General features: G+C 60.4%; 21 protein-coding genes and 2 tRNA genes. 9 read left to right on the top strand and 14 right to left on the bottom strand.

Features of this window, described 5'->3' with window-relative positions:
- Positions 1–109 precede the first annotated feature (109 nt).
- Both AC07UC_RS24645 and AC07UC_RS24640 read left to right on the top strand, forming a co-directional pair.
- Positions 110–835 (top strand): hypothetical protein, encoded by a 726-nt coding sequence (locus tag AC07UC_RS24645; protein ID WP_494907691.1) that lies wholly within the window; start codon positions 110–112, stop codon positions 833–835.
- A 36-nt stretch (positions 836–871) separates the two neighbouring features.
- Entirely contained in the window at positions 872–1903 is a 1032-nt protein-coding gene (locus AC07UC_RS24640; RefSeq protein WP_494908983.1) for a glycoside hydrolase family 19 protein, read from the top strand.
- Positions 1904–1975: 72 nt separating this feature from the next.
- On the opposite strand, the gene AC07UC_RS24635 is transcribed toward AC07UC_RS24640, so the two are convergent.
- The 4 genes from AC07UC_RS24635 to AC07UC_RS24620 all read right to left on the bottom strand — a co-directional run bounded on the left by AC07UC_RS24635 (position 1976) and on the right by AC07UC_RS24620 (position 4556).
- Positions 1976–2049, bottom strand: a tRNA-Cys gene (locus AC07UC_RS24635).
- A gap of 46 nt (positions 2050–2095) precedes the next feature.
- Positions 2096–3041, bottom strand: a protein-coding gene (locus AC07UC_RS24630; protein WP_494907690.1) for an IS630 family transposase whose coding sequence is annotated in 2 segments (ribosomal slippage) — positions 2096–2701 and positions 2703–3041 — 945 coding nt in all. Because the reading frame shifts where the segments join, the coding sequence is not laid out codon by codon here.
- An 87-nt stretch (positions 3042–3128) separates the two neighbouring features.
- The gene (locus tag AC07UC_RS24625) at positions 3129–3782 is read right to left on the bottom strand and encodes a hypothetical protein (protein ID WP_494907688.1); all 654 of its coding nucleotides are present in this window, start codon (positions 3780–3782) and stop codon (positions 3129–3131) included.
- 390 nt (positions 3783–4172) lie between these two features.
- Positions 4173–4556 carry a hypothetical protein gene (locus AC07UC_RS24620; protein WP_494907687.1) on the bottom strand — a complete coding sequence of 128 codons (384 nt, stop codon included), beginning with the start codon at positions 4554–4556 and terminating at the stop codon, positions 4173–4175.
- 141 nt (positions 4557–4697) lie between these two features.
- Here AC07UC_RS24620 and AC07UC_RS24615 point away from each other — a divergent pair, with 141 nt between their 5' ends.
- Entirely contained in the window at positions 4698–5093 is a 396-nt protein-coding gene (locus AC07UC_RS24615; RefSeq protein ID WP_494907686.1) for a hypothetical protein, read from the top strand.
- A gap of 938 nt (positions 5094–6031) precedes the next feature.
- Here AC07UC_RS24615 and AC07UC_RS24610 read toward each other — a convergent pair.
- Together AC07UC_RS24610 and AC07UC_RS24605 are read right to left on the bottom strand one after the other, a co-directional pair.
- Positions 6032–6105 (bottom strand) — tRNA-Gln (locus tag AC07UC_RS24610).
- Between the two features lie 242 nt (positions 6106–6347).
- Positions 6348–7280 carry a lysylphosphatidylglycerol synthase domain-containing protein gene (locus AC07UC_RS24605; RefSeq protein WP_494907685.1) on the bottom strand — a complete coding sequence of 311 codons (933 nt, stop codon included), beginning with the start codon at positions 7278–7280 and terminating at the stop codon, positions 6348–6350.
- Between the two features lie 417 nt (positions 7281–7697).
- Between AC07UC_RS24605 and AC07UC_RS24600 the strand changes: the two genes are divergently transcribed.
- Positions 7698–9062, top strand: coding sequence for a Ppx/GppA phosphatase family protein (locus AC07UC_RS24600; protein WP_494908982.1), 1365 nt, complete (start codon positions 7698–7700; stop codon positions 9060–9062).
- Positions 9059–9772: an RlmE family RNA methyltransferase gene (locus AC07UC_RS24595; RefSeq protein ID WP_494907684.1), complete on the top strand. Its 714-nt coding sequence runs from the start codon at positions 9059–9061 to the stop codon at positions 9770–9772. The genes AC07UC_RS24600 and AC07UC_RS24595 overlap by 4 nt, the downstream gene beginning before the upstream one ends.
- A 176-nt stretch (positions 9773–9948) precedes the next feature.
- Here AC07UC_RS24595 and AC07UC_RS24590 read toward each other — a convergent pair whose 3' ends face one another.
- Positions 9949–11370 (bottom strand): MFS transporter, encoded by a 1422-nt coding sequence (locus tag AC07UC_RS24590; protein WP_494907683.1) that lies wholly within the window; start codon positions 11368–11370, stop codon positions 9949–9951.
- Positions 11371–11675: 305 nt separating this feature from the next.
- Between AC07UC_RS24590 and guaB the strand changes: the two genes are divergently transcribed.
- The 3 genes from guaB to AC07UC_RS24575 are packed head-to-tail and all read left to right on the top strand — an operon-like array spanning position 11676 to position 14197.
- Positions 11676–13178, top strand: coding sequence for an IMP dehydrogenase (gene guaB / locus AC07UC_RS24585; protein WP_202322998.1), 1503 nt, complete (start codon positions 11676–11678; stop codon positions 13176–13178).
- Positions 13129–13752 (top strand): hypothetical protein, encoded by a 624-nt coding sequence (locus tag AC07UC_RS24580; protein WP_140767999.1) that lies wholly within the window; start codon positions 13129–13131, stop codon positions 13750–13752. Before guaB ends, AC07UC_RS24580 begins: the two co-directional genes overlap by 50 nt.
- Before the next feature lie 25 nt (positions 13753–13777).
- A complete protein-coding gene (locus AC07UC_RS24575; protein WP_494907682.1) occupies positions 13778–14197 on the top strand; it encodes an MAPEG family protein in 420 nt (139 codons plus the stop codon).
- A 7-nt stretch (positions 14198–14204) separates the two neighbouring features.
- On the opposite strand, the gene AC07UC_RS24570 is transcribed toward AC07UC_RS24575, so the two are convergent.
- From AC07UC_RS24570 to AC07UC_RS24560, 3 genes are all read right to left on the bottom strand, one after another.
- On the bottom strand, positions 14205–15239 hold the full coding sequence (locus AC07UC_RS24570) for an acyltransferase family protein (protein ID WP_494907681.1): 1035 nt from the start codon (positions 15237–15239) through the stop codon (positions 14205–14207).
- Between the two features lie 14 nt (positions 15240–15253).
- Complete coding sequence (rnd, locus tag AC07UC_RS24565; RefSeq protein ID WP_202322996.1) at positions 15254–16405, bottom strand: ribonuclease D; 1152 nt, start codon at positions 16403–16405, stop codon at positions 15254–15256.
- Between the two features lie 75 nt (positions 16406–16480).
- Positions 16481–17725, bottom strand: a complete 1245-nt coding sequence (locus AC07UC_RS24560; RefSeq protein ID WP_494907680.1) for an MFS transporter — start codon at positions 17723–17725, stop codon at positions 16481–16483.
- 482 nt (positions 17726–18207) lie between these two features.
- Here AC07UC_RS24560 and AC07UC_RS24555 point away from each other — a divergent pair, with 482 nt between their 5' ends.
- Entirely contained in the window at positions 18208–18576 is a 369-nt protein-coding gene (locus AC07UC_RS24555; RefSeq protein ID WP_494907679.1) for a hypothetical protein, read from the top strand.
- 60 nt (positions 18577–18636) lie between these two features.
- Here AC07UC_RS24555 and AC07UC_RS24550 read toward each other — a convergent pair whose 3' ends face one another.
- The 4 genes from AC07UC_RS24550 to AC07UC_RS24535 all read right to left on the bottom strand — a co-directional run bounded on the left by AC07UC_RS24550 (position 18637) and on the right by AC07UC_RS24535 (position 24395).
- Positions 18637–18903 carry a curli assembly protein CsgF gene (locus AC07UC_RS24550; RefSeq protein WP_140767987.1) on the bottom strand — a complete coding sequence of 89 codons (267 nt, stop codon included), beginning with the start codon at positions 18901–18903 and terminating at the stop codon, positions 18637–18639.
- A 44-nt stretch (positions 18904–18947) separates the two neighbouring features.
- Positions 18948–19553 carry a hypothetical protein gene (locus AC07UC_RS24545; protein ID WP_494907678.1) on the bottom strand — a complete coding sequence of 202 codons (606 nt, stop codon included), beginning with the start codon at positions 19551–19553 and terminating at the stop codon, positions 18948–18950.
- A 44-nt stretch (positions 19554–19597) separates the two neighbouring features.
- Complete coding sequence (locus AC07UC_RS24540) at positions 19598–19990, bottom strand: hypothetical protein (protein WP_494907677.1); 393 nt, start codon at positions 19988–19990, stop codon at positions 19598–19600.
- Between the two features lie 70 nt (positions 19991–20060).
- Positions 20061–24395, bottom strand: a complete 4335-nt coding sequence (locus AC07UC_RS24535; RefSeq protein ID WP_494907676.1) for a beta strand repeat-containing protein — start codon at positions 24393–24395, stop codon at positions 20061–20063.
- Positions 24396–24618: the final 223 nt, after the last annotated feature.

The raw sequence follows: 24618 nt of genomic DNA, 5'->3' as shown, positions 1-24618 counted from the left end.
CTGACAACGCTCATCGCGAAATTCACGATCGTTTCACGCCGACCCTGCAAGAAGAGAGATGCCTCCAGGCAAGTGAATTTATTGGCATGTAACTGGAAAGGCGGGAAAAATGACTGGGTTCAAGACGTTGACGAGCGTTGCTATCCTTGCATCGGCCTGCATGGATATGTCCATTGCCGAAATCGCATACGCGGACGAGCCGGCCCGTGCCCCTATGATCTCGGACAACTGGACTTGCGGAAGTCCAATTGAAGTCAGTCGGGAAATCGTTGCGTCCTTTCACCCGACTTACGTCCATACCGCGAAGGACAAGCTTCCAGAGTTCGTCGGTGGTTTTGTCAAAGACGTGGAAAACGGCGGCGTTTATTCCACGATATTTGTAAAAGAGGCGGACGCGTGGAAGGCCTTTGCCGTGCAGGAACAGGCCAGTTTTTCGAACGTCTATGTGCATGCGGAAACCGGGCGGGCGATATTTTTCTCGATGATAAGTGTCGAGGGCCCGGGGCAATCCTACCAGGTCCTGTCGACACGAGATGGCTTCAAGACGGTGAACTGCGGAGAATTGCCCGCGCCGAAGACACGACTTGATACGCTGGATTACATGCAGATCAGATCGGTTCTTCTGGACGCCGCGGGCCATGGCAGTCTGGACGGCATCGTCCAATTCTCCGAAGAGCGAAAGCCGGAATGCTTCACGGCCAGCAGCACGGATGGCGGGCTGAATTGGTCGGCCCCCGAAAAAACGGATCAATGCATCGACAGTGTTGTCGAGCGATTGGCCCCGTTCGATGAGGGATCCGGCCCGGTACAGGATTTGAGGTCGTTGGCGCGGTAACAGCAGGCCCGCCGAGACAAGCGGGAAGGGCCCTTGATGGGCGAAAATGGGAGAGAAATCATGAGTTTCGATCGTCCCTTCTTCTTCAACAGGATTCGGTCTTTGTTTGGCAGTCTCAGCCAGGCTCAAGTCAGCGGAATGTCGGCGGTGCTGGATCAGTGGGAGATCCGGATGCCCAACGCCGACATGCGCTGGCTCGGTTACATGTTTGCGACCACTTTTCATGAGACCGCCAGACAGATGGTGCCGGTTCGCGAGGCCTACTGGCTGTCGGAACAGTGGCGAAAGACGCATCTGAGCTACTACCCATATTATGGGCGCGGCTACGTTCAGCTGACTCATCAGACAAACTACAAAAAGGCCGGCGACTTTGTCGGCGCAAACCTGGTTCAGTCTCCGGACCTTGCCTTGAGGCCCGATTATGCCGCGGCGGCGATGTTCGTCGGCATGGTGCAGGGCTGGTTCCGGGGCGACGCGCACGGCCCGCACACGCTGACGCGCTACTTCAACGCCCACACGAATGACCCGATCGGGGCGCGCAAGATCATCAACGGCTATGAGCCCGGCATTGCCGAGGCAATAGCAGGCTATCACAACCGTTTCCTCTCCGCGCTGCGGCCGGCGGGTGCGGTGGCGGTGACGATGGGGGCGATGTCGGTTGATGGTCCTGCCGGCGACGGACTGGCGATGACCGAATCCGCGATGGCGCCGAGCGTCGGACAGGACATCGGCTTCGACACCATCGCGCGGTATACGCCGTATACAGGGATGAGCGAGGCCGTTCCGTCTCCCGGGACGATCTCTCCTGAAAGCCCGGCGATGACCGTTCTTTCGATGACCACGGACATCATCACGGCCTATGTGGAATCGAACTCGATCGACGCCGCGGTACTTCCGGGGCTGATCACCGATGTCTATGCCGCGCTTGCAAATGCCGACAAGATCGTGGATCGCGGCCGCGGGATGCAGGAAGGGGAGCCTGCCGCTGCCGAAAAGGAACCCTCGGTCCGCCCGGCAAAACGGCCTGGGAAGGTGCCGCCCAAGGTTGCCGAGCCGTCTCCGCAATAGAAGGCCGGGTCGGGACTGGTTTCCCAGAAGAAAAGCCGCCGGGCTCATGCGAGCGCCGGCGGCTTTTCAAAATGGAGGTCTGAATGGGAATTGAACCCATTACGTCGGTTTTGCAGACCGATGCGTCACCGTCCCGCCCTCAGACCGTGCCGGTCTTACGGCCACCCCGTCAGCGTTTAGAGCGTTTCGCATTTAGGTTGACTTGTATCCAGCGCTTTGGATGTAGTTGTTGCATTCATTTGGGGTGACGTCGTCGAGGGTGCTGGCGATAGCGTTGTGTACGGCCTTGATGCTGCGTCTGGCGGCGCGTCGCATGCAGTGCTTGAGCTTGGCGAAGAGCTTCTCGATTGGATTGAGATCTGGACTGTAGGGCGGCAGGAAGAAGAGCCGCGCTCCGGCGGCCCTGACGATGTCGCGGACGGCTTGGCCCTTGTGAGACCCGAGATTGTCGAGAATGACAATGTCGCCCGGCTTCAGTGTCTTGATGAGTTCGGTTTCGACATAGACCCGGAAGGCCTGCGCGTTGATGGGTCCGTCAATGACCCAAGGCGCCTCTACCCGATCATGCCGCAGCGCGGCGATGAAGGTCATCGTCTTCCAATGCCCATATGGCGCGTGAGCCATCAGCCGCTTGCCGCGCACACCCCAGCCGCGCAACGGCGCCATGTTGGTCTTGACCCATGTTTCATCCAGGAAGACCAGGCGTGTGGAGTCAATGCGGGTCTGGTAGCGCATCCATTGCGCGCGCCGACGCATCAGCTTCGGCTTGAGCTGCTCAGCCGGCAGAACGGTTTTTTTTGAAGCTCTTGCCCTCGCGATGCAAGAAGCGACCGACGCTGGCGGGGTGGATGATGAGACCCCTGTCAGCCAGTGCGGCCGTCAATTCATGAAGCGTTATGTTGGCATCCCGCTCGACCTCGCTCAGGACGAAAGCACGATGCTCCCCGTCAATCAGATAGGGTCGATGACCGCCCATCTTGCCGGGTGCCGCATTGCCCAGCCGACGCTTGCGCGCCGCCCACTTGATCACGCTCGAAACTGCCACCTTCAGCGCTGCAGCCACCTCTCGGCTCGTCTCGCCTTCCTCAAGGCGAGCCAGTGCCCGTTCCCGCAAATCCATCGAATAAGGCTTGGCCATCTGTCCCGACCTCCAACAGTCAGAACATCGAATCTGATTTGCTCAATCTTGGGAATCCTGATTCAGATAAAATGCAAACCGCTCTAGTCAGCCTGCTGCGGGTGGCTTCCGGTTGCGCCGTTGTGGCGCCGCTTCACTTTGCCAGCCGGCCAGCTCGGGCAGGTCGTCAAGCCAACTTTTCTCACTCATCAAGGCATCGCTGGCCTGTGGTGCAGCCTCCGTGGCGTTTTGAATGAGCCAGTCCATCCACTTCCGATAGGCAACCGCATCCAGTTGGGGCGGCAGCACCTTGGCCTTCAGCAGCATCCGCTTGCGGAAGCTGGTCTGCCGGCGGAGTTTGGTCGTCGTGAACTTGATGACCTTGCCTTGATAGTCAACCGTCCAGCGGTCGCCTCCAAGACTGACCAGGCTGTCGATGGTAAAACCGGCATCGACCGGTCTATCCCGCCAGGGAAGCTCGATGGCGCTCTTTCTCAGATCAAGAGCCCATCGCCTGTAGGTGGCTCCGGCACGCTGGGGCGGCAGCACGCCGGCCTGTTCGAGCATCTTCCTTCGGAAGGTAGGCTGCTTCTTCAACTGGCCGGTCGTGAACTCGACACGGTGCCCACGAAACTCGACATGCCAACGGATCCTTCCGTTGCCGACATACTTCACCAGCCTGTCGATGACGAATTCGCCATCGGCAAGCATCACGCAGCCTTGGCGGATGCTTTCAAGAATGAACTGGCTATCGGTGACCATTATGGAGCCCAGTGCGGGAAACTTTCAGGAGCTTAGCCAGTGGCACCCGCGGCCACCAATCTTTTTCGCTCTGGAAATCTCAGCTGCTTCAATCAGCCAAAGTGATGATCTGCAAGGCGACAGCTTGCGCACCGAAGACAAGCCCAAGGGGCAGAACTTATAGAAGTGGCTGGAAGCCTCCGCGTCGGTCTATCAAACCTAAGCTCTTTACCACTTTTGAACGCAGACGTTCGATCGATTCCCCCTGTCCTAAGTGTCATCATTTCGTGCTGACTTTTAGGGCAGGGGGAACAAGAGAAGGAAGCAGGGAAGTATCTATAGGTACCGGAAAATGCCCCCCGTTCCGCAGAACGGCTCGGAACTTCGAGCGCTCGGGAAATCGGCGGTTGCCTATTTCGGGATCACCTTGCGTTTTTCAGAATGACCGCAGTCAGCATTTTGGCACGTCAGTGTATGTTCCTGATGGCCCATAACGCCGAATATTGGGTGTCCCCCTACAGCAGTGATCTTCAGCTTTCCCATTTGACAAATCGGGCAGATGTCACCCGACTTCAGCGCTTCAATTTGGTCCTTTAGTTTCTGTATCTGCCCGTCTTTTTTGTGCAGCGCTTCTTTGGCGTCGCTGAGCGCCATCTTGATATCGGCGAGGTTGCTATAAAGCTCAGCCATCATCGCCTTGTGACTCGCGGAATCTAGATCCCGCTCAAGGTCTTTCAAATCCTTCGCGATCTTGATTGTTTGGCTCACCGTCGCGAGCCCGGTCATGATGTCCATTGCCACTCCTCTTAGATTCGCCGGCTAGGATCATTGTAACGGCGGGAAATGAGGTTGCACATCTATCGGGGCTTCCAGTTATTTGCGCGCAAACGCCCGCGACCTTATGTCTGCTGCGGGATAGATGGGAAGGGGGCAATCATGAACCTTAAGATGCCGGAGGAATACCCCACTAGGATCGCACGGGTTGGTTCAGTGTTGGCGTTGCTGGGGTCGTTGATATGGGTTCAATGGCCGGTCGACTTCAGCAGATTCAATGTTGCCGCTGTAATTTTGTTTGTAGCAGCTTTGGTAGCGTGGGTGAGCATTGAGCTTGCGGACTATCGAACAGGCGCCAAAATTGACGACAACGTGATGTCTGACGACGTATCAAAACTTAATTCTGTCATAAGCATAATAGACAGAAATCAATATTACATTATAAGACAAAAAGCTATACAAACTTATATGGAAGATGATGATTATGATGGGATACGCAAGTTAATATATTACAAACAGAATGACATATTTCCATTTCACAATAAGATAATACAGTAAATATATGAGAAATTCTGCACTCAATCAAATAGATTTTATATGGATTTTTATGGTCTTTATACATCGGATGGTTCCGGGAGGTCGACGTGGCGCCCGCATGGCGATCGATACGTAAGCAACGAAATCTACGAAGAGATAATGGCGGAAATTGCGAAGTTAGATAACAGGGCGTCTAAACTCGCTGACCTGTGGGAGGAGTTTATCAATGTTTCCCGCCAGGAGCTTAAGGGCGCTTCAAAGGCAATCGAGCGCTATGAAATGTGATTAGGCAGCGCGCGGTGTCTGCACCGCAGCGGAACCGTGGCAGAGAGTGTTGGGCCTTGGCCCCCTGAATGTGCCGGGGAGCCTACGAGAATAGGGGAGCCGCTCGATTTATTTATACATGGAAGGCGCCATCCCGGCCTTGTTCTCAGCCTGATCTTCACAGCACCTCTCTGTATCGCATTGCCAAAGGCCCCATGACCTTGGAATTTCGCGCTTACATTGGCCCAGAATGCGATCGTAAACCTCGCGCGGTGTGTTGCCGAAAGCGCCGTGACTAATCTTATAGTTGTAAGCGTAGTGATTATAGCCTGCCCAAACAGCCAAGCAGCACACAAGTATGGTTCCGACGTTGATCATCTTGGCACCTTCAACTCCGGCCGAGGATTGGAACCATCTCCCAGGCGGGCCACCTCGAACAAATTCTCCAATGAATGTCGGTAGCAAATACAAAGGTGCAAGACCGAGGATCGCTAACCAGACCGTTAAAATCGCTAGAAAGTAGACCATAAAACTTTCCCCGCCCAAAATGGAGCAACGTTAACAGGCATCCTATCTTACGTCAGTCCAAGGCGATTTCCACAGGCAGAACGCCATGTGGATCACCCGCTTGTCTGTAACACTTAGCATTTTCTAATGTTAACTGGGGCGGTTGAAATATATGGAAAAAAGAAGCTTGGCTGGGGAACCTGGATTCGAACCAGGACTAACGGAGTCAGAGTCCGTGGGTCTACCGTTAACCTATTCCCCAGCAGGCGTGGTCATGAACCGCGCGGGCCGAACGGCTGAGCCGCTTGAGCGCTGCCTTGTAGCCGCCAGCGGAAAATAGTCAAGCCTGCTTTGCGCTTCAATTTCGGCATTGGCACAAGTTTGCGCTGCCCTTCATCAGCCTGCCGGCGTTCGCCGTTCGAAAGCCTAGCAGTTGGCTTTCCGTCCGCTGTGCGGACCACGTCTGAACTCCCCGTGAACGGGGATACGTCTTCTGGCCGTGCGTCAACTCTCCGTCCGGCTGAACTGCGAGCGCTCGAAGAACAGCACAATGCCCAGGCCCAGAAACAGCGGGATGATGAGATAAAACAGCCGGAACACCAGCAGCGCCGCCAGCACGCCGACCGGGTCCATGTCCGAAAGCCCGGCCAGGAACACCACCTCGAACACGCCCAGCCCGCCCGGCGCGTGCGAGATCTGGGCGACGGAGAAGGAGACGAGGAAGACGCCGAGCACGACGAAATAGCCGGGATTGTGGGCCTCGGGCAGGGCGAAGAAGATGATGGCGGCCGCGGCAAGCAGTTCGATCGGGCCGATCAGCAATTGCCTGGCGACGATCGGCAGCGCTGGGTAGTGCAACTGGAAGCTGGCGATCTTCAGCGGGCGCAGGTGCAGCCAACTGCCGAAGACGTAGGCGGCGACCAGAAGCAGCATGGCGATGCCAGCCGCTTCCGACAGGCCGTGATGGGCGATGCCCGAAAAGCGGTCGATGATCTGAGGTTCGAACACCAGCACGAGGCCGGAGGCCAGAATCGTCGACAGCACGAAGGTGATCCAGCAGATCGCCACCAGCACGCCGACATCCTGGCCGGTCAGGCCCCTTGTGCCATAGGCGCGGTAGCGGATGACGGCGCCGGAGAACACCGAGCCGCCGATATTGTGCGACAGCGCGTAGGTGGTGAAGGAGCATAGCGTCACGAACAGCCACGACACCCGTTTGCCGATATGCAGCAGCGCGATGTGGTCGTAGCCGGCGAGCGCGGCATAGGCGATGACCGAACTCAGCGCTGCCAGGATCCAGCCGCGGGTTGGAATGGCGGCGAGCCCGTCCCAGACATCGTCGAGCGAAATGCCGCGCAGTTCGTGCCAGAGCAGCAGCAGCGAGAAGATCACCGCGGCGATGCCGACGACCGGCCAGAAATAACGTCTCCAGTTCATTGCCTGACTGCCATGCGCTGCGCGTCCGCTTCCTTTTCGCTTGGTGGTGGAAGGCCGGTTCCCGGCGACTTCCGTACATTTCAGAAATGCCTCATTGAAGCCGGCTATTCAACCTCGAACACTTGTCGCGCCGCAGCCGGCAAAGATTCGCCCGCAGCGATGATGGCGCGAAGGAGCCGGCATGCGGTGACAACATCGGCTTTGACAGGAGATTGTCTTCGCCGGCATCGCATGCCAACCGCGGCCTCGCGGCCACATTTGGCGGCGGAGCGAAAGGCGGTTCGCGTCCAGCCGGCAAAATTCGGCGTGCGGCTCTTGGTGATCGGGCACGGCACTGTTAGTCTGGCGGCAACTTGAAACATGCCAAAGCGCCTGCTGCGTCCGTCACCGGTTCGCGCGGCGCCGGAAGGAACGACAGTGGAAGACCGCGACACCGGCGCAGGCGCGTCGGAGGTGGGCGCGTCCAGCGCTTCCCCAGGGCCATCGGGCTCGGGGACAGCCGGTTGGCAGCAACGCCGCCCGACGGAGCCGCGCTCCGCCGACGGGCAGGCGGGCGACGCGACCCATCACCAGAAGGGCAAACCCAAGAAGCGGCGCAAGCGTAGGCGCGGGCGCAAGGTTTTCGCGCGCGACGAAGCGCAGGACAATCGATCGCCGGTGCCAGGCAAGGCGGCTGCTTCGGCCGTGGAGGCGAAGCAGCAGCCGGCCGGCCCGGTGATCTCGCCCGTTCTCCAAGCGCCGCGCCACGAGCAGGGCACCCGCCGGCCGCCGCTGCACGAGCTTCCCGTATTCGCCGCCCTCGACCTCGGCACCAACAATTGCCGGCTGCTGGTCGCTGTTCCCACGCGGCACGGCCAGTTCCGCGTCATCGACGCCTTTTCGCGCATCGTCAGGCTGGGTGAGGGGCTCACCGCCAATGGCCGGCTCGGCAAGCCGGCGATGGACCGCGCTGTCGAGGCGCTGAAGGTCTGCGGCGACAAATTGCGCAGCCGCAAAATCAGGAAGGCCAGGCTGATCGCCACGGAAGCCTGCCGCTCGGCCGAGAACGGCGTCGAGTTTCTTGAACGCGTCGAGCGCGAGGCCGGGTTGAAGCTCGAGATCATCGACCGCCAGACCGAAGCGCGGTTGGCGGTTTCCGGCTGCGGCTCGCTGGTCGAGCGTGACACGCAGGGCGTCGTCCTGTTCGACATCGGCGGCGGCTCTTCCGAAATCGCGCTGATCGATCTCACCGGCCGCCGTTCCCCACGTCTGGCCAACCACATCGTCTCGTGGACGTCGCTGCCAGTCGGCGTCGTCTCCTTGGCGGAGCGCTTTGGCGGCCGCACCGTGACGCGCGAAATCTTCACCGCCATGGTCGACGACGTCGCCGGCCGGCTGGCCACTTTCGATGGCCGCGACCGGCTGAGCCATCTCAAGGCCAGCCCCAACTTCCACCTGCTCGGCACCTCCGGCACGGTCACGACGCTGGCCGGTGTTCACCTCGATCTCGAGCGTTACGATCGGCGTCGGGTCGACGGATTGTGGATGGACCGCGACAGCGTCGACCGCATGGTGGAGAGACTGGTGGGCTGGGATTTCCAGCAACGCTGCGCCAACCCTTGCATCGGTGCGGACCGCGCCGATCTGGTGCTGGCCGGCTGTGCTATCCTGGAGGCGATACGCGCCGTCTGGCCGTCGGAACGGCTGCGCGTCGCCGACCGTGGCCTGCGCGAAGGTATATTGAGCGAGCTGATGGCCGATGACGGCGTCTGGCGCAACGATGGGCGTGGTGGCCGGCAATGACCAAGAAACCGGAAAACCCAGGGTCCGCCGGCATTCGTGTGCTGAAGACGCGGATCAAGAAAAAGAGCGGCCTGAAGGAATCGTCGCGCCGCTGGCTGCAGCGCCACATCAACGATCCCTATGTCCAGCGGTCGAAGGCCGACGGCTACCGCTCGCGCGCCGCCTACAAGCTGATCGAAATCGACGACAAGCACCATCTCCTGAAGCCCGGCATGAAGGTGATCGATCTCGGCGCTGCCCCCGGCGGCTGGTGCCAGGTCGCGGCCGCGCGCACGAAGTCGACGGCGGAAAATCCGCATGTCGTCGGCATCGACTACCTGGAGATGGATGCCGTGCCCGGCGCGCCGGTGCTGTTGATGGATTTTCTCGATCCGGATGCACCGCGCAAGCTGTCCGAGGCGCTGGGCGGCGATCCCGATGTCGTGCTGTCCGATATGGCCGCGCCCACCACCGGCCACAAGCGGACCGACCACATCCGCACCATGCATCTTTGCGAGGTGGCGGCCGATTTTGCGCTGTCCGTGCTGAAGCCGGGCGGGCATTTCCTGGCCAAGACCTTCCAGGGCGGCGCCGAAAACGAGCTGCTTTCGATGCTGAAGAAGAATTTCCGCTCCGTGCATCACGTCAAGCCGCCGGCCTCGCGCGATGAATCGGTGGAGCTGTATTTGTTAGCGAAAGACTTTAAAGGGCGAGAAACAGCCGGCGAGTAGCGCCTTCCCTTCTCCCCTTGTGGGAGAAGGTGGCCTCGCGAAGCGAGGTCGGATGAGGGGTGTTCCAGCTTGGCAATACGCTTGCGATCAGCGCCTCAATCCGTCACGCACCCCTCAACAGTCTCGGCGCTGCGCGCCGATCCACCGTCTCCCACAAGGGGAGAAGGGAAGGAGCCTCATTCCCCCGGCGACCGGACCGGTTCCAGCGTCTTGGGCGTTGTCAGCCGGCCATGGCCGGAGACGGCGTTGCCCGCATCGGGCGCCAGCCGCATGAACGACAGCGATGCCGTCGCGGACACCGCCGCCACGATGAAGAAGGCGATATGGAAATCGCCCAGCGTCAGCGGGCCGCCATGGATCGAGGTCGAGACCTCCAGAATGCCGCCGGCGAGCGCCACGCCGAGCGCGATCGACAGCTGCTGGAACACCGCCGTGATCGGCGTTGCCTTGCTGGTGTCCTCGGCCGACACCTCGGCATAGGAGAGCGCGTTGACGCCGGTGAAGAACATCGAGCGGATGAAGCCGCCGACCAGCAATATGGCCAGCATCAGCACGTAAGGCGTTTCGGGGGTGAAGAGGCCGTAGATGGCGATCGATGCGGCGGCGACCAGTGAGCCGACGATGAGCACGCGGCGGAAGCCGGCAACGCGAAAAATCAGCGCGGTGACGAATTTCATGCCGATGGCACCAATCGCCGAGACGAAGGTGATCATGCCGGATTGGAACGGCGTCAGCCCGAAGCCGATCTGGAACATAAGCGGCAGCAGGAACGGCACCGCCCCGATGCCTATGCGGAACAGCGAGCCGCCAAGCACCGACGAGCGGAACACCTGGTTGCGGAACAGTTCGAGTGCCAGCAGTGGATTCCTGGCGTGGCGCGCGTGCATCAGGTAAAGCGCGCCAGACAGCAGCCCGACGGCCACGGTGATGAAGCCGGTCGCCGGCGGCAGATAGGGCAGGCTGACCACCGACAGGCCGAACACCACACCGGAGGCAGCCACCCCGCTCAGCACGAAGCCGACGAAATCGAGCGGCGGCGTCTCCATCGATTCGGTTTCCGGCAGGAAGCGTGTGGCCAGCCAGATGCCGATCAGGCCGATCGGCACATTGATCAGAAAAATCCAGTGCCAGGTGAAGTAGGTGGTGATGAAGCCGCCGATCGGTGGACCGACAAGCGGTCCGACCAAGGCGGGAACGGTCAGCCAGGACATGGCGGCGACCAGGTCGCTCTTGGGCGTGGCCCGCACCAGGACCAGGCGCCCGACCGGCGTCATCATGGCGCCGCCGATGCCTTGCAGGAAGCGCGACACCACGAAGGCCGGCAGCGAACCTGACAAGGCGCAGGCGACCGAACCGACGATAAACACCGCGATCGCGGCGCGAAAAATATTCTTGGCGCCGAAACGGTCGGCCATCCAGCCGCTGATCGGAATGAAGATCGCCAGCGACACCAGATAGGCCGTCAACGCCAGCTTGAGCGCGATAGGGCTGGTATGGATGTCGACGGCGATCGCCGGCAGCGATGTCGCGATGACGGTCGAATCCATGTTCTCCATGAAAAGTGCGACCGCCAGGATGAGCGGAATGGTGCGATTCACGAGCGTGACCGTTTCAAATTTTCTTTTCGGCCCAATTCTCGTTCAAGAAAGAAAAGGGAGGGAGCCGATACAGGGGCGCGGTTATCACGGCTGGACACCAATGTCGTGTTAATTTGCTGTCACTTTTGTGCGACCGCAACCAGTGGTGGCGCCAGGTCACGCGATAACGCTGTTGTGCGATGCAACGATCGGCTTTTCATCCGCCCCGCGACGTGTTACCAGCCAGCGCCAATCCTGAAAGGGAAGAACGAGTCGGCGCTGTCCATCCCGGTCCAGCGCTTTTTCCGCATTCTAAAGGGCTGGCCATGGCAAAAATCATCGAAACGTCCACCGGCGCACTGGCGCTGACCTTTGACGACGTGCTTTTGCAGCCGGGTCATTCCGAGGTCATGCCCGGCGAAACCGATGTCCGCACCCGCATTGCCGGCGACATCGACCTCAACGTGCCGATCCTCTCCGCCGCGATGGATACCGTCACCGAGGCGCGTCTTGCCATCGCCATGGCCCAGGCCGGCGGCATCGGCGTCATCCACCGCAATTTCTCGCCGGCCGAACAGGCCGAACAGGTGCGGCAGGTGAAGAAATTCGAATCCGGCATGGTGGTCAACCCGGTCACCATTGGCCCCGACGCCACGCTGGCCGACGCGCTGTCCCTGATGCGCACCTATTCGATCTCGGGCATTCCGGTGGTCGAGAACGGCGGCACCGGCGGCCACAAGACCGGCCGGCTGGTCGGCATCCTGACCAATCGCGACGTGCGCTTCGCCTCCGATCCGGCGCAGAAGGTCTACGAATTGATGACCCGTGAGAACCTGATCACGGTCAAGGAGAATGTCGACCAGGACGAGGCCAAGCGGCTCCTGCATCAGCACCGCATCGAAAAGCTCGTCGTCGTCGACAAGAAAGGCAACTGCGTTGGCCTGATCACCGTCAAGGACATCGAGAAGTCGCAGCTCAACCCGCACGCCACCAAGGATGCGCAGGGACGCCTGCGCGCGGCGGCTGCCACCAGTGTCGGCGACGATGGCTTCGAGCGCGCCGAGCGCCTGATCGACGCCGGTGTCGACCTTCTGGTCATCGACACCGCGCACGGCCACTCGCAGCGCGTGCTGGACGCGGTGACGCGTGCCAAGAAGCTTTCCAACTCGGTTCGCATCCTGGCCGGCAACGTCGCCACCGCCGAAGGCACGCAGGCGCTGATCGATGCCGGCGCCGACGCCGTCAAGGTTGGCATCGGCCCCGGCTCCATCTGCACCACCCGCATCGTTGCCGGCGTCGGCGTGCCGCAACTTTCAGCCATCATGTCGGCCGTCGAGACGGCGCACAAATCAGGTGTGTCGGTGATTGCCGATGGCGGCATCAAATATTCCGGCGACCTTGCCAAGGCGCTCGCCGCGGGCGCCAGCGCCGCCATGATCGGTTCGCTGCTGGCCGGTACCGACGAAAGCCCGGGCGAGGTCTATCTGCACCAGGGCCGCTCCTTCAAGGCCTATCGCGGCATGGGTTCGGTCGGCGCCATGGCGCGCGGCTCGGCCGATCGCTACTTCCAGGCCGAGGTCCGCGACACGCTGAAACTGGTGCCGGAAGGCATTGAAGGCCAGGTCCCTTACAAAGGACCTGTGTCTGGCGTGCTGCATCAGCTTGCAGGCGGGCTAAAAGCCGCTATGGGTTATGTTGGTGGCCGCGACCTTGCCGATTTCCGCGAGCGCGCCACCTTTGTGCGCATATCCAACGCCGGACTTCGTGAAAGCCACGCCCATGACGTCACGATTACCCGCGAAAGCCCGAACTATCCCGGCGGAGCCTGAGCAATACGGGCTCGGGCGAAGCCTGACCGCGACGATCCTGCGGCTGTCTCGCCACGCGGCAGCGCTTTGTTTCCTGTCGGCGTCGGTTTTCATCGCCATGACGCTGATGGAATTCTTCTATTTCCGTCAGTTGAGCGGCGGGCTGCCGTCGCTAGACATGCGTTATTTCGGCTTCACGCCCGACGAAGGCATGGCCTGGCTGACGGCGCTCGGCCGGCGCGGCGGCGAGATCATTCTCGTCTGGCACTACCTTACCTTCGATCTCTTGTTCCCGGCGCTGCTGTCGCTGACCTTGGTGAGCCTGATCCTGGCCTCCGGCCGGCGCCTGAAGAATTTCCGCGTGCTGCCGCCGCAGGTGCAGTCGATCTTCGCGCTGGTGCTGGTGCTGCCCTATACGCTTGCCGACTATGCCCAGAATATCGCCGTGGCGCGCCTTCTGTCCGATTTCCTGTCGGCCAACCCGGATTCGCTGTCTTTCGCCTCGTCACTGATCGTCACCAAATTCGCGCTTCTTGCCATACCGGTGGTCGTCATCGCCGCTTTCTGGCTTATGGGCCAGAGACCCCAGGCTTGATGCTGGACAGGGCAGGGGAAACGTCATGAACCAGACCGCGATCTTCTGGCCAGTTCTGGCGCATGTGCTGCTGATCTACATCGTCTACGGCGTGTTGGGTCGTCGCAGATATGGCGCAGTCAAGTCAGGCGAGGCCAAGGTTGGTCAATACAAGGTCCGCTCGACCGAGCCGGCTTCCAGCGCCACCGTTGCCGCCAATCTCAGCAACCAGTTCGAACTGCCGGTGCTTTTCTATGTGTTGTGCCTGACGCTGCATGTCACCAACGGCGTCAACTATCTGACCCTGGCACTGATGTGGATTTTTGTCGCCTCGCGCTGCTTCCACGCCTGGGTTCATCTGACCAGCAACAATCTGCTGCTGCGCAGCCGCTCTTTCTCTTTTGGAGCCGTGATCATCCTGTTGGGCTGGATCTGGTTCGCCCTGCATCTGCTGGGTGTGGCCTGAGATAGAGTCACGCCGAGGTCGCGGTCCTCGACATCAAGCGTGCCGCATGGATTTCGATCCTCCGTCGAAATCTATGCTCGACCGCCCATGCGATGAACGCGGCAATGGCCACCACGGTGCAGAACGCTATGCCTATCCGGACATACGGGGAGCCGATCCACGGAGCCAGCCATCGTATGATTGCGACACCGACATTCTGGTGCAGAAGATACAGGGGATAGCTGATCAACCCGATGTAGCTCACGCCTCGCCAGATCTTGATATCGCGCAACTGAACCCCGATGACACCAAGAATTGAAAGCGCGATGACCCACGCACTGAATGATGAGCCGCCCCACAGCTTGATGACGACCACCAGGCACCCGGCCGTCACGACCGTCTGGACAGCCCGGGTCGATCGCCTCGCCGCGATGCCCATCAAAAAGAAGAGGCTGTAGGGGAAGAAAAAATACGACGTGGCGATGCCCTTGAAGGGATAGATCAAGGCCTGATGGTCACTCCACAACCCTGAAAACTGTGCAATTGCACCCAGAACGGTAAAGCCGATGAAGAGTGCGAGAACACGATCTGGCCAGAGATGGAAGATCAGGCCGAACACAAAGTAGAATTTTGCTTCCTCAAGCAGCGACCAATAGGCGCCGTCGACAAGCGGCGTTGGAACAAACAAGGGTACCCAACTTGCGTTTTCCAGGCCGTCGAGCGCTGAAACGTCTCTGCCCGGAAGCCCCAAAGCCGCAACCACGACCAGCGTAACCGCGATGCAGGAGATGAGCGCGGGCTCCAGCCGCGTAAATCTCTGCAGCCAGAACATCCACACGGTTCCAGCCCGCTCGGCTGTCATCGCGATGCAGTAGCCGCTGATGATGAAAAAGAGGTAGACACCAACCACCCCTTGCCACGGCAGTTCCATCTGGTGATCGAACCGGATGTAGTCGGCGGGGAAGCGGGACGTGTAGTGGAAGATCAAAACCAGCATCACGGCGATTGCGCGCAATGCGTCGATCACCTCGTATCGTCGGTTCTCATCCTGATCCGAACCCATCGGCCGGAAAGCCTCTAAAGGTCGAACACCGCGATCTTGCGTTTGTCGAACTTGATGCCGATCTCGCCGCGCACCAGCTTCAGCGCCTGTTCGCCGAACACGGCACGCCGCCATCCCTGCAGCGCCGGCACATCGGCGTCCTCGCCCTCGGCCGCGATGTGATCGATGTCGTCGCTGGATGCCAGCACTTTCGAGGCCACGCCCTGCTTCTCGGCAATGATCTTGAGCAGTACTTTCAACAGTTCCGCCGCGGCATTTGAGCCTTCCGGCGGCTGAAAATTCTTCGGCAGCTTCGGCATCTGCTCCTTGGGCAAGGCCAGTGCGGCATTGACCGCCCCAAGCAGGGCCGTCGCCGTCGAGGAGCGCTCCCAGCCCTTGGGCGTGGTGCGCAGCTTGGCAAGCGCCGCCGCGTCACGCGGCGCCTGCTGCGCCACCTCGTAGATCGCGTCGTCCTTGAGCACGCGGCCGCGCGGCACGTCGCGTTCCCTGGCCTCGCGCTCGCGCCATGCCGCCACGGCCTGCACGATCGCCAGTTCCTGGGGCTTGCGCAGCCGCATCTTCAGCCGCTTCCAGGCGTCTTCGGGATGCGGATCGTAGGTTTCGCGCGAGGTCAGCACATCCATCTCTTCGTTCAGCCAGTGAGCGCGGTTTTCCCGTGTCAATTCGGCGCTCAGGTGCTGATAGACCTCGATCAGATGAGTGACGTCGGCCAGCGCGTAATCGAGCTGCTTGTCGGACAGCGGCCGGTGGCGCCAGTCGGTGAAGCGCGAAGATTTGTCGAGCCGTGCACCGGTGATGCGCTGCACGAGCTGGTCGTAGGAAACGCTGTCGCCAAAGCCGCAGACCATCGCGGCGACCTGTGTATCGAACACCGGATGCGGCACCAGATCGCCGAGATGGACGATGATTTCGATGTCCTGCCGGGCGGCATGGAAGACCTTCACCACCGCCTCGTTGGCCATCAGCCTGAAGAAGGGCGCCAGGTCGATGTCTGGCGACAGCGGATCGATCAGCGCCGTCACGCCTGGGGCCGCCATCTGGATCAGGCACAGGATGGGCCAGAAGGTCGTTTCGCGGATGAATTCGGTGTCGACGGTGACGAAATCCGACTTTTCGAAAGCGGCGAGAACGGTCTCGAGTTCTTTCTGGGTGGTGATGACGTGCATCAAATCGCTTTTGGCAGGAGTAAGGTCTTCCTAGATTTCAGCCGGAAAGGCTTTCGTCAAGCTTTGGCGCCTCCATCATGGGCTTCCCGGGTCGTCTGAATCACCATTCCGTCTGGCCAGCCGCGCGAAAATGGTGGAGGTGCGCAACAGAGCGGTGAAGCGGCTGCGTTTGCCAAGGGGCACGCCGGACCGGGCCTGCATGCGGTAGAGGATGACGGCGATGAAGATCGCATAGACGATGGCGCTGAACACGAACAGCGCGCTCGGCCCGAAATACTGCATCGCCGTGGAGGCCGCGAACGGACCGCCAATGGCGCCGAAGGAGTAGAACAGCATCAGCGCCGCATTGATCAGCACGAACTCGCCTGTGTCGGCGCGGTCGTTGGAATGCGCGGCCGACAGCGAATAGAGCGGCATGGCGAAACAGCCGAAGATGAAGATGATGACGAAGTTAAGCAGCGGATTGCTGCCGGCGATGAACACCAGCGCCAATGCCGAAAGCATTGCGCAGCAGGTCGTCATCAACAGCACCCGGCGCCGGTCCCAGCGGTCGGACAGATAGCCCAGCGGATACTGGATGATGGCGCCGCCGAAGATGCCGACGCTGACGAAGGTAACGACATCGGCGACCGACATGCCGATCTGCTCGGCATAGACCGGTGACAAGGTGCGAAAGGCGCTGTTGGTGACGCCGACGGCAATGCAGCCGAAGCAACCCAGCGGCGAAATGCGCCAGACGCGCGCCAGGTCGAGCTTGACCTCCTCCGGCGGCGTCGGGTTGGAGCGGTCGCCGAGCGACACCGGCACCAGCGACAGCGTGATCATGATCGACATGATGGCGAAGATGGTGAAGCCGCCGGCGCCGAAGATCGGAATCAGGAACTGAGCGCCGGTTACGGAACCGGTGTCGACCATCCGGTAGATCGCCAGCACGCGTGCGCGGTCGTGATTGCTGACGCCGGAATTCAGCCAGCTTTCAACGATGGTGAACAAACCGGCGAAACAGAAGCCGCCGGCAAAGCGCACCGCGCACCACATCACCGGATCGAGGACCAGCACCAGCATCAGGGTGCCGGCCGAGGCGATCGCGGCCAGCGCCGAAAACGCCCTGATATGGCCGACCGCCTTCATGATGCGGGTGATGGCCAGGCAGCCGAGCAGGAAGCCGGCGAAATAGAAAGTGCCCATCAGGCCGATGTCGGAAGCGGAAAACCCCTCCTGCGCGCCGCGCAGCGCGATCAGCGTGCTCTGCAGCCCATTGCCGCCGAGCAGGATGCCTGCGGCGAGAAGAAGCGGGATCAGCGGGCGGATGGAGGACATGAAAGGCGATCACGTATCAGTGATCCCTTCTTGAACCATTGCCTCCATCAATGCCAGCGGCAATTCCCGCGCTGTTCAGGATGCGAGCCCACGGATTTAGAGAATCGCCGTATGCGATTTGACAGATGCCTTTCCATTCAGCCCGCTCCCGGACAGTGCCTGCGGGGAATGAACGTTCTGCGCCCGGGGGTGTCGACGGTCTTCAGCCGCCGTATGGCAACCGTATCCACAACATCCTGCTAAACGTCGCTGAGGATAGGCATGCGATCTTCAACGGCACCTCGCTCGAAAGCCTTGGGCGGACCGAACTGCGTGGCTCAAGCCGACATCGCTATCGCTGGACACTACATAAAATTCACCTCGAAATTTTAACGAATTACACATCATGGCGCTAAACGCTAAATTATCGCATGTCATGTATCGTCTGCTTCATAACAGAGGGCAGGGACATGAAAATAAAAACAACAATATATGCGGTTGCCATGGCAGCATTGCTGTCTGGAAATGTACAGGCGTCGGACTTTTATTCTCCGGCTTACGTAAATCAGATCGGATCCGGTTCGTATTCGCGCTCATTCGCAACAATGAGCACGGAAGACATCGTGAAGCCGATGTTCCAGGTGGCTACGGCGATGTCTGCCTTGCGGCCGAGCCAAGGCAATCTCGGATTGGTATGGCAGGATGGCGATACCAACAATGCCTCGATCACCCAGGATGGCGTCGGCAATGTCGGGCTCATCCGCCAGATCGGCTTGGAAAACACCGCCTCCATCACGCAGAGCGGCTCAGGCCATCAGGCGCTGATTTTCCAGCAGGGACGCGGCAACGTGGCGATCATCCACCAGCGCTGAATTCGCCAACTTCAAGCAAAAGGCCGGGTCTTTCCCGGCCTTTTCGATTCCAGTTGGGGTTCAGTTACCCGTTCCGTTGACGGGAGGCAGATCCGTCGGATCCGGATTGGGCTGCGGGATGCCACCGAAATCGGGGAAATCGATGGAGAATCCCGGAGAGCCGCCACCCGCCGTCTGCGCCGTCGCCTGCGAAAGCAGCCAATTACCGTTCAGCGGATCGCCGCCGAAGGTCGGATTGACCGGCTTGTAGACGAGTTCCGACGCCGTGGAGGTTCCGATCGCGGCGATTGCCGCGATGCCAGCGGCGAGCACGATGGTGCGTAACATAGTCAATCTCCTTCTTCACTAGGATCAATCAGCGGCCAACCGCATCACTTCTTGGGAATGACATACATGCGGCCCGGAACAATGACGACGACCGCATTTTGCAAGCCGCGAAGGCCCGTGGGCATCAGGTAGTTTCCGGATTGTGGCGTCTGGATTGCCAGGACGGTAGAATTGCTGGCATTGGTCACATCGAGAGCGCCTGCGAGGTCGTTTCCCTTCTGCAGGAAGGCTACGCTGTTGTTGTTGCCAGAAACGCCGACAAGCTGGAAGTTCCGGTCGCCCTGGCTGGCCTGCAGCACATTGTTGTTGGTGCCGCCCTGTACCAGCAGAAGCGCGGAGTTGCTGCCCTGGATCGACTGGACCGCGCGGTTGTTGCTGCCGGCCTGGTTGATCGAGGACAGGTTGCTGGCGCCGTCGATTGAAGACATGGCGTGGTTGGTATCGCCGATCTGCGCGATCGATGTTGTGGTCTGCGCCTGGCCCAGGATGAACGGGCTGATTGGCTGCATCAGCACATTGAGGGTGGCCTTGGCGTCCGGCGAATTCTCGACCAGCAGGTCCTCGGCCGAAGCAGACGCTGCAACCAGCGCAAAGACCGAAACGGCCGCGGCGCGCCCAAGCGCCTTGCTCCATCTGCCCAGTTTACCCATCTGTCTCTCCTTGCGCTGCCCGAAGGCGTGCGGTTGCAAGCTTGTCAGGTCCGGGTGCCCGGCGCGTCGAAGTCGATATTTTCCGAGAGTCGGCATAGTTCCGTGCCTCCGGATGTGGCGACCATCTCGATGCTGATGCTGCTCGGCTGTCCGATGGCGATCAGGTTGTTGCCCGGAAAACTGACGGTCTGGCTGGTGAAATTCGTGTTCGTCCCCGACCGGCCACGCACCGTGATGGCGAACTTGCCGGCGACGCTCTCGCTCGTTTCGATAAACGGCCTGATCCTGGTCATGGCGCCGCTTTCGATCGTGACGCCGCACTTCACGACGCGACGGTCGACGATCCTGGCGTCAAGGGTCTGGCTATCCATGGAAAAAGCACCGGTGTTGCCGCCGAGAACAAGGGCACTTGCCAGAAAGCCGGTTTTCCAAGCCATCCGCAGCCTCTCTTGCCTGTCGGGTTGAAAGGGATGTGGGGCGCCCGAAGCGCCCCACATCGTTGCAAGTCTAGTTCTGCACGACCGCGGCGACGTTGCCGCGACCGGACTGGAAGACCAGCGAGTTGTTGCCGCTGTTGTGCTGGGTGACGGAGGCGATGTTCGGGTTCGACCCGGCACCGATGCCGTTCTGCAGCACTGTCGAGTTGTTCGAGCTGCCATCCTGGATGATGTAGGCGAAGCTGTAGTCGCCAGCCTGAGCAACAAGCGACGACTGCGAGGAGCCGCTTTGCGCTACGGCTGCTCCTGAGTTGCTCGCATCCTGCACGATCAAGGACGAACTGCCCAAGCCCGTTTGGTAGGTACTGGCCGAGTTGTTGTTGCCATTCTGGATCGTGGCGGACGTCGCTCCCGCGGCAAGATGTTGAGTGGTCGCCGCAGTGTTGTGCTGGCCATTCTGAGCCGTCAGCGCAGCTACACCGACGACACCGGACTGCACGGTTGCAGATGTATTGAAGTCGCCGATCTGAAGCGTTGCAGACAACGCGCCAGCGCTCGCTAGTTGGAACGTCGCCGCGTCGTTGTTATCGCCGAACTGGGCGATCCCGGCCACCGAGCCGGCAGCAGGTCCAGGCAGCCTAACGGCTCCAAGCGGGCCAGATGTCACGTCGATCGAACCGCCCTGAACGTTCAACGCCTTGTTGTCATCTCCGGACTGTACGATAGCCGCGGCCGACAGCGTTGCGGGTGAATCAGCGGTCGACACCGGCACTCCCAGAACTTCCAGGGTTACGGTCTTTGCACCCTGCACGTTGGCCGCGGTGTTGTCGTTGCCGTCCTGCACGATGGCAGCCACAACCTGCGAGCTGCCATTCTGCTGAGTGTTGGCAGCAGCATTTCCGTTGCCGATCTGGACAGCGGCGGCAAGTGCGTCGGTGGCGCCAGTCTGCGTGTTCAAGGCGGTGTTGTTATCGCCGAACTGGACGACGGCGGCATTGGCCGAAGTCGTGCCAGTCTGGACGTTGCCGGCGCTGTTGTCATCGCCGATGGAAGCGATGACGGCGAGCGAGTCGGCGGTGCCCGTCTGCGTGTTGACCGCACCGTTGCCGTCGCCGACCTGGACGGTTGCGGCATTGGAGCTGGCGGTCAGTGTCTGCGTGTTGATGGCAGCGTTGCCGTCACCGACCTGCAGATTGGCGGCGGCCGAGTCGACCGTCAGCGTCTGCTGGTTGATGGCCCCGTTGTGATCGCCGATCTGGACCGACGCTGCGTCGGCGCCAGATGTAGCGATCTGGCTGTTGGACGCGATGTTGTTGTCGCCGAACTGCCCAATAATGGCGTTGGAGGCGATGGCGGGGGTCGTGCCTCCGGCCGACTGCAGCGCAAGTGGGACTGGCAGACTTTCGGTTCCTGCAGCCCCATCAAGAGCCCATGCATTCCAAGGAGCGGACCGCTTCCACTTCTGGTAGGTCGCAGTGTAGGTCGCAGGTATTGCGGGCTTGAATTGGCCGATCTGAACATTCGCGGCCTGATTGTTGTCTCCCACCTGAGCAACTAAGGCGCCGGAATCCACCGCAGGTGCGGCACCTGTTCCAACGAAACTGAACGGTGCGTAGACTTTTTTCTTGGTAGACAACGCGTCTATGCCGGCGTTGTAGACGGTGGCGGCTGTTGGCACAGAAACATTATATGCGCTTGTTCCGCCTTGGGTGTTGGCTGCCACGTTGCCGTTCCCAGCCTGGACAATGGCTGCCTTGACGTCCGAACTGCCGGCCTGCTGGGTGTTGACGGCGCCGTTGCCACTGCCGAACTGGGCGACGAAGGCGCTGGAGTCGATGACGCCGTTCTGCACGTTGAAGGCGACATTGGACAGCCCGCCCGTACCGAACTGAACGATGGTCGCATCCGAGTCGACGACCGTAGTCTGGGTGTTCGCACCGACGTTGCCGGTGCCGCCCTGAACGATCAGGGCCGATGTTGGATCAACATTGGTCTGCAAATTGGCTGCAATATTTCCGGTGCCGCCCTGAAGGATCAGCGCCGTCGCATCCGAACCGCCAGTCTGGGTGTTGGTGCCAAGATTGTCCGCGCCGATCTGCACGATGCCGGCGTGGTTGTTCGAGCCACCGGTCTGAGAATTGCCGGCCAGATTGTGATCGGCAAGGGTGTTTCCGACGCCGACCTGCAATATGCCTGCGCCATTGCCGGTGCCCGCCGTCTGAACGTTGTAGCCTTCATTCAAATTGCCAAACTGGGCAATGCCGGCCGAGTTGGACGTGTCCACGAAAGTCCCGACCACATCGACCTGTGTGTTCCCGGCGATATTGCCATCGCCGAACTGCGCAATGGCGGCCGCATCGGCTTTGCCGCCGGTTTGTGCATTGGCCGCCACGTTGGAACTGCCGCCCTGAACGATGCCAGCCTGATTGGCCAAGCCATCGGTCTGCAGGTTGGCTGCCTTGTTGCCGTCGCCAATCTGTACGATCGCGGCTTTGTTCGCGACGCGACCGGACAAGTTCGAGCCGCCCCTCAACTGCTCGTTGCTCGCGGTATTGCCGTTGCCGACCTGGAGGATGGCGGCATCGGCCACCGTGGTGGTCTGCTTGTTGACAGCGACATTCGACGTGCCGAACTGGGCGATAGCGGCGTTGCTGGACCCGGAATTCTGGATGTTGGCGGCACCGTTCGACGTGCCGCCCTGGACAATAGCGGCGTTCAGTTCAGCGCCGACCTGTGCGTTCGATGCAACGTTGGTCGTTCCGCCCTGGACGATGCCAGCATTGTTGTGGGCACCTTGCTGTGCGTTGGTCGCAAAGTTGGATGTGCCAACCTGGACGATCCCGGCACTCAAGTAGCTGCCCGTCACAGGCCCTCCTGGTCCGGTGTAGATATCCTGGGTGTTGAACGCGAAATTGGTCGTACCTGCCTGGACAATCGCCGCTTCGGAATTGACCGCGCTGTCCTGGAGATTAGTTCCGATGTTGCCGGTACCTCCTTGGATGACTACCGCGGAAGTCGGGTCGACATTGGTCTGGGTGTTGGAGGCGAAGTTGCCGGTGCCGCCCTGAACAATCAGCGCAGTGGCGTCGACACCTCCCGTCTGGGTATTGATGCCGGTGTTCGAACTGTCGAACTGCACAATGCCTGCGACATTGTTCTTACCGCCGGTCTGGGTGTTGAGGCCGGCGTTGCTGGTTCCATCCTGAATGATGCCGGCTTTGTTGTTGCCGCCCTCGAGTTGTGCAAGCTGCAGGTTGGTGGCGCCATTGCCGTTGCCATGCTGGAGGATGAGTGCAGTGTTGCCCGTGGTGCCAACACCCGGGACAGCAACGTCGTTCGCTGCGCCGACCTGGCTGTTGAAGGCGGTATTGCCATCGCCATTCTGGACGATGCCGGCGACGTCACCGAAGCCGTTCTTCGAATTGTTCACCGCAGTGTTGCTATTACCGACCTGCAGGATGCCGGCCTTGTTGCCGGTGTTGAGGTGGCCGCCGTCACGGCTGAGGTTCGTCGCCGTGTTGTTGTCGCCGAACTGGGCGATGGCCGCGTCGTTGTCGGTGCCGCCTGTGTGCAGGTTGTAGCCCTTGTTGCCTTCGCCGCCCTGGACAATGGCGACCAGCCCACTGGTGCTCGAATCCTGGCTGTTGATGCCGAGATTGTCTTTGCCGACCTGCACGATGCCGGCCTCGTTGCCATGGCCGATATCATATTGAGTGATCAACGGACCAGTGTTGTAGGCGTCGATGAACTGGCTGTTGTAGGCCTGGTTGTTCTCGCCGCCCTGCGCGATGGTCGCGGTGGAGCCTTTCTGTTGGCTCTGCGCGTTCGACGCAACGTTGTTGGAACCGCCCTGCAGAATGCCGGAGAAAGAATCGGAGGCGGTGACATTCGGACCCGACAGCTGCGTGCTGAAGGCATAGTTGCCGACCTTGTTCGAATCCGGATTGAGCTGGATGATGCCGGTGTCGTTGTGGCTGCCTTGCTGCTCGTTCTGAGCAAGGTTGGCGTGACCGCCCTGGAAGATGGCCCCACGGTTGTCGCCGGTCTGCAGGAATCGGTTGACCAGGTTGTGGTCGCCGAACTGGGCGAGGCCGGCGATGTTGTTGCCGGTCTGGAGAAACACCCCGCCAATGAAATTGGCATCGCCGAGCTGCTCTACGCCGAGAAGGTTGGTTCCGGTTTGCGCTACCGTCGGGTTGTTGGAACCATCGAGCGGCAGGAAGAAGTTGCCCGTACCATGCTGGTAGATAAAGCCATCGTTCGAGCCTACCTGCGACAGGTAAGCGAAATTGCTGTTGTTGAGCTGGCCGATGAAGGCGGTGTTGTCGGCCAAGGCGGCTCCCGCCATCGGCATGATCGCGGCACTGGCCAAGAGACCGGCGCGGAAAAGTTTGGAACGTGTCATTCGATAATCCCCCTTTGATGGAGCTCTAGAAGCAAACCATAGACCCAACCTGACCGTCCGAACGGCCAGGTTCCCAAGCGTCAGCTAATACGCATTTTCAGAGAAGCGCAAGTCTAATTTGTTAAAAATTCGTTAATAGGTAAATGGCGGGAAGAGGAATTGGCGAATCAGCCGCGCAAATCGTGGATTTAATCCAGATATCTCGCCGGAATTAGAATTTAAA

The sequence above is a fragment of the Mesorhizobium sp. GW821-FHT04C10 genome, assembly GCF_059420305.1.
Note: the sequence above shows the minus strand (reverse complement) of the source record. Positions and strands in the feature narration are given on the sequence as shown.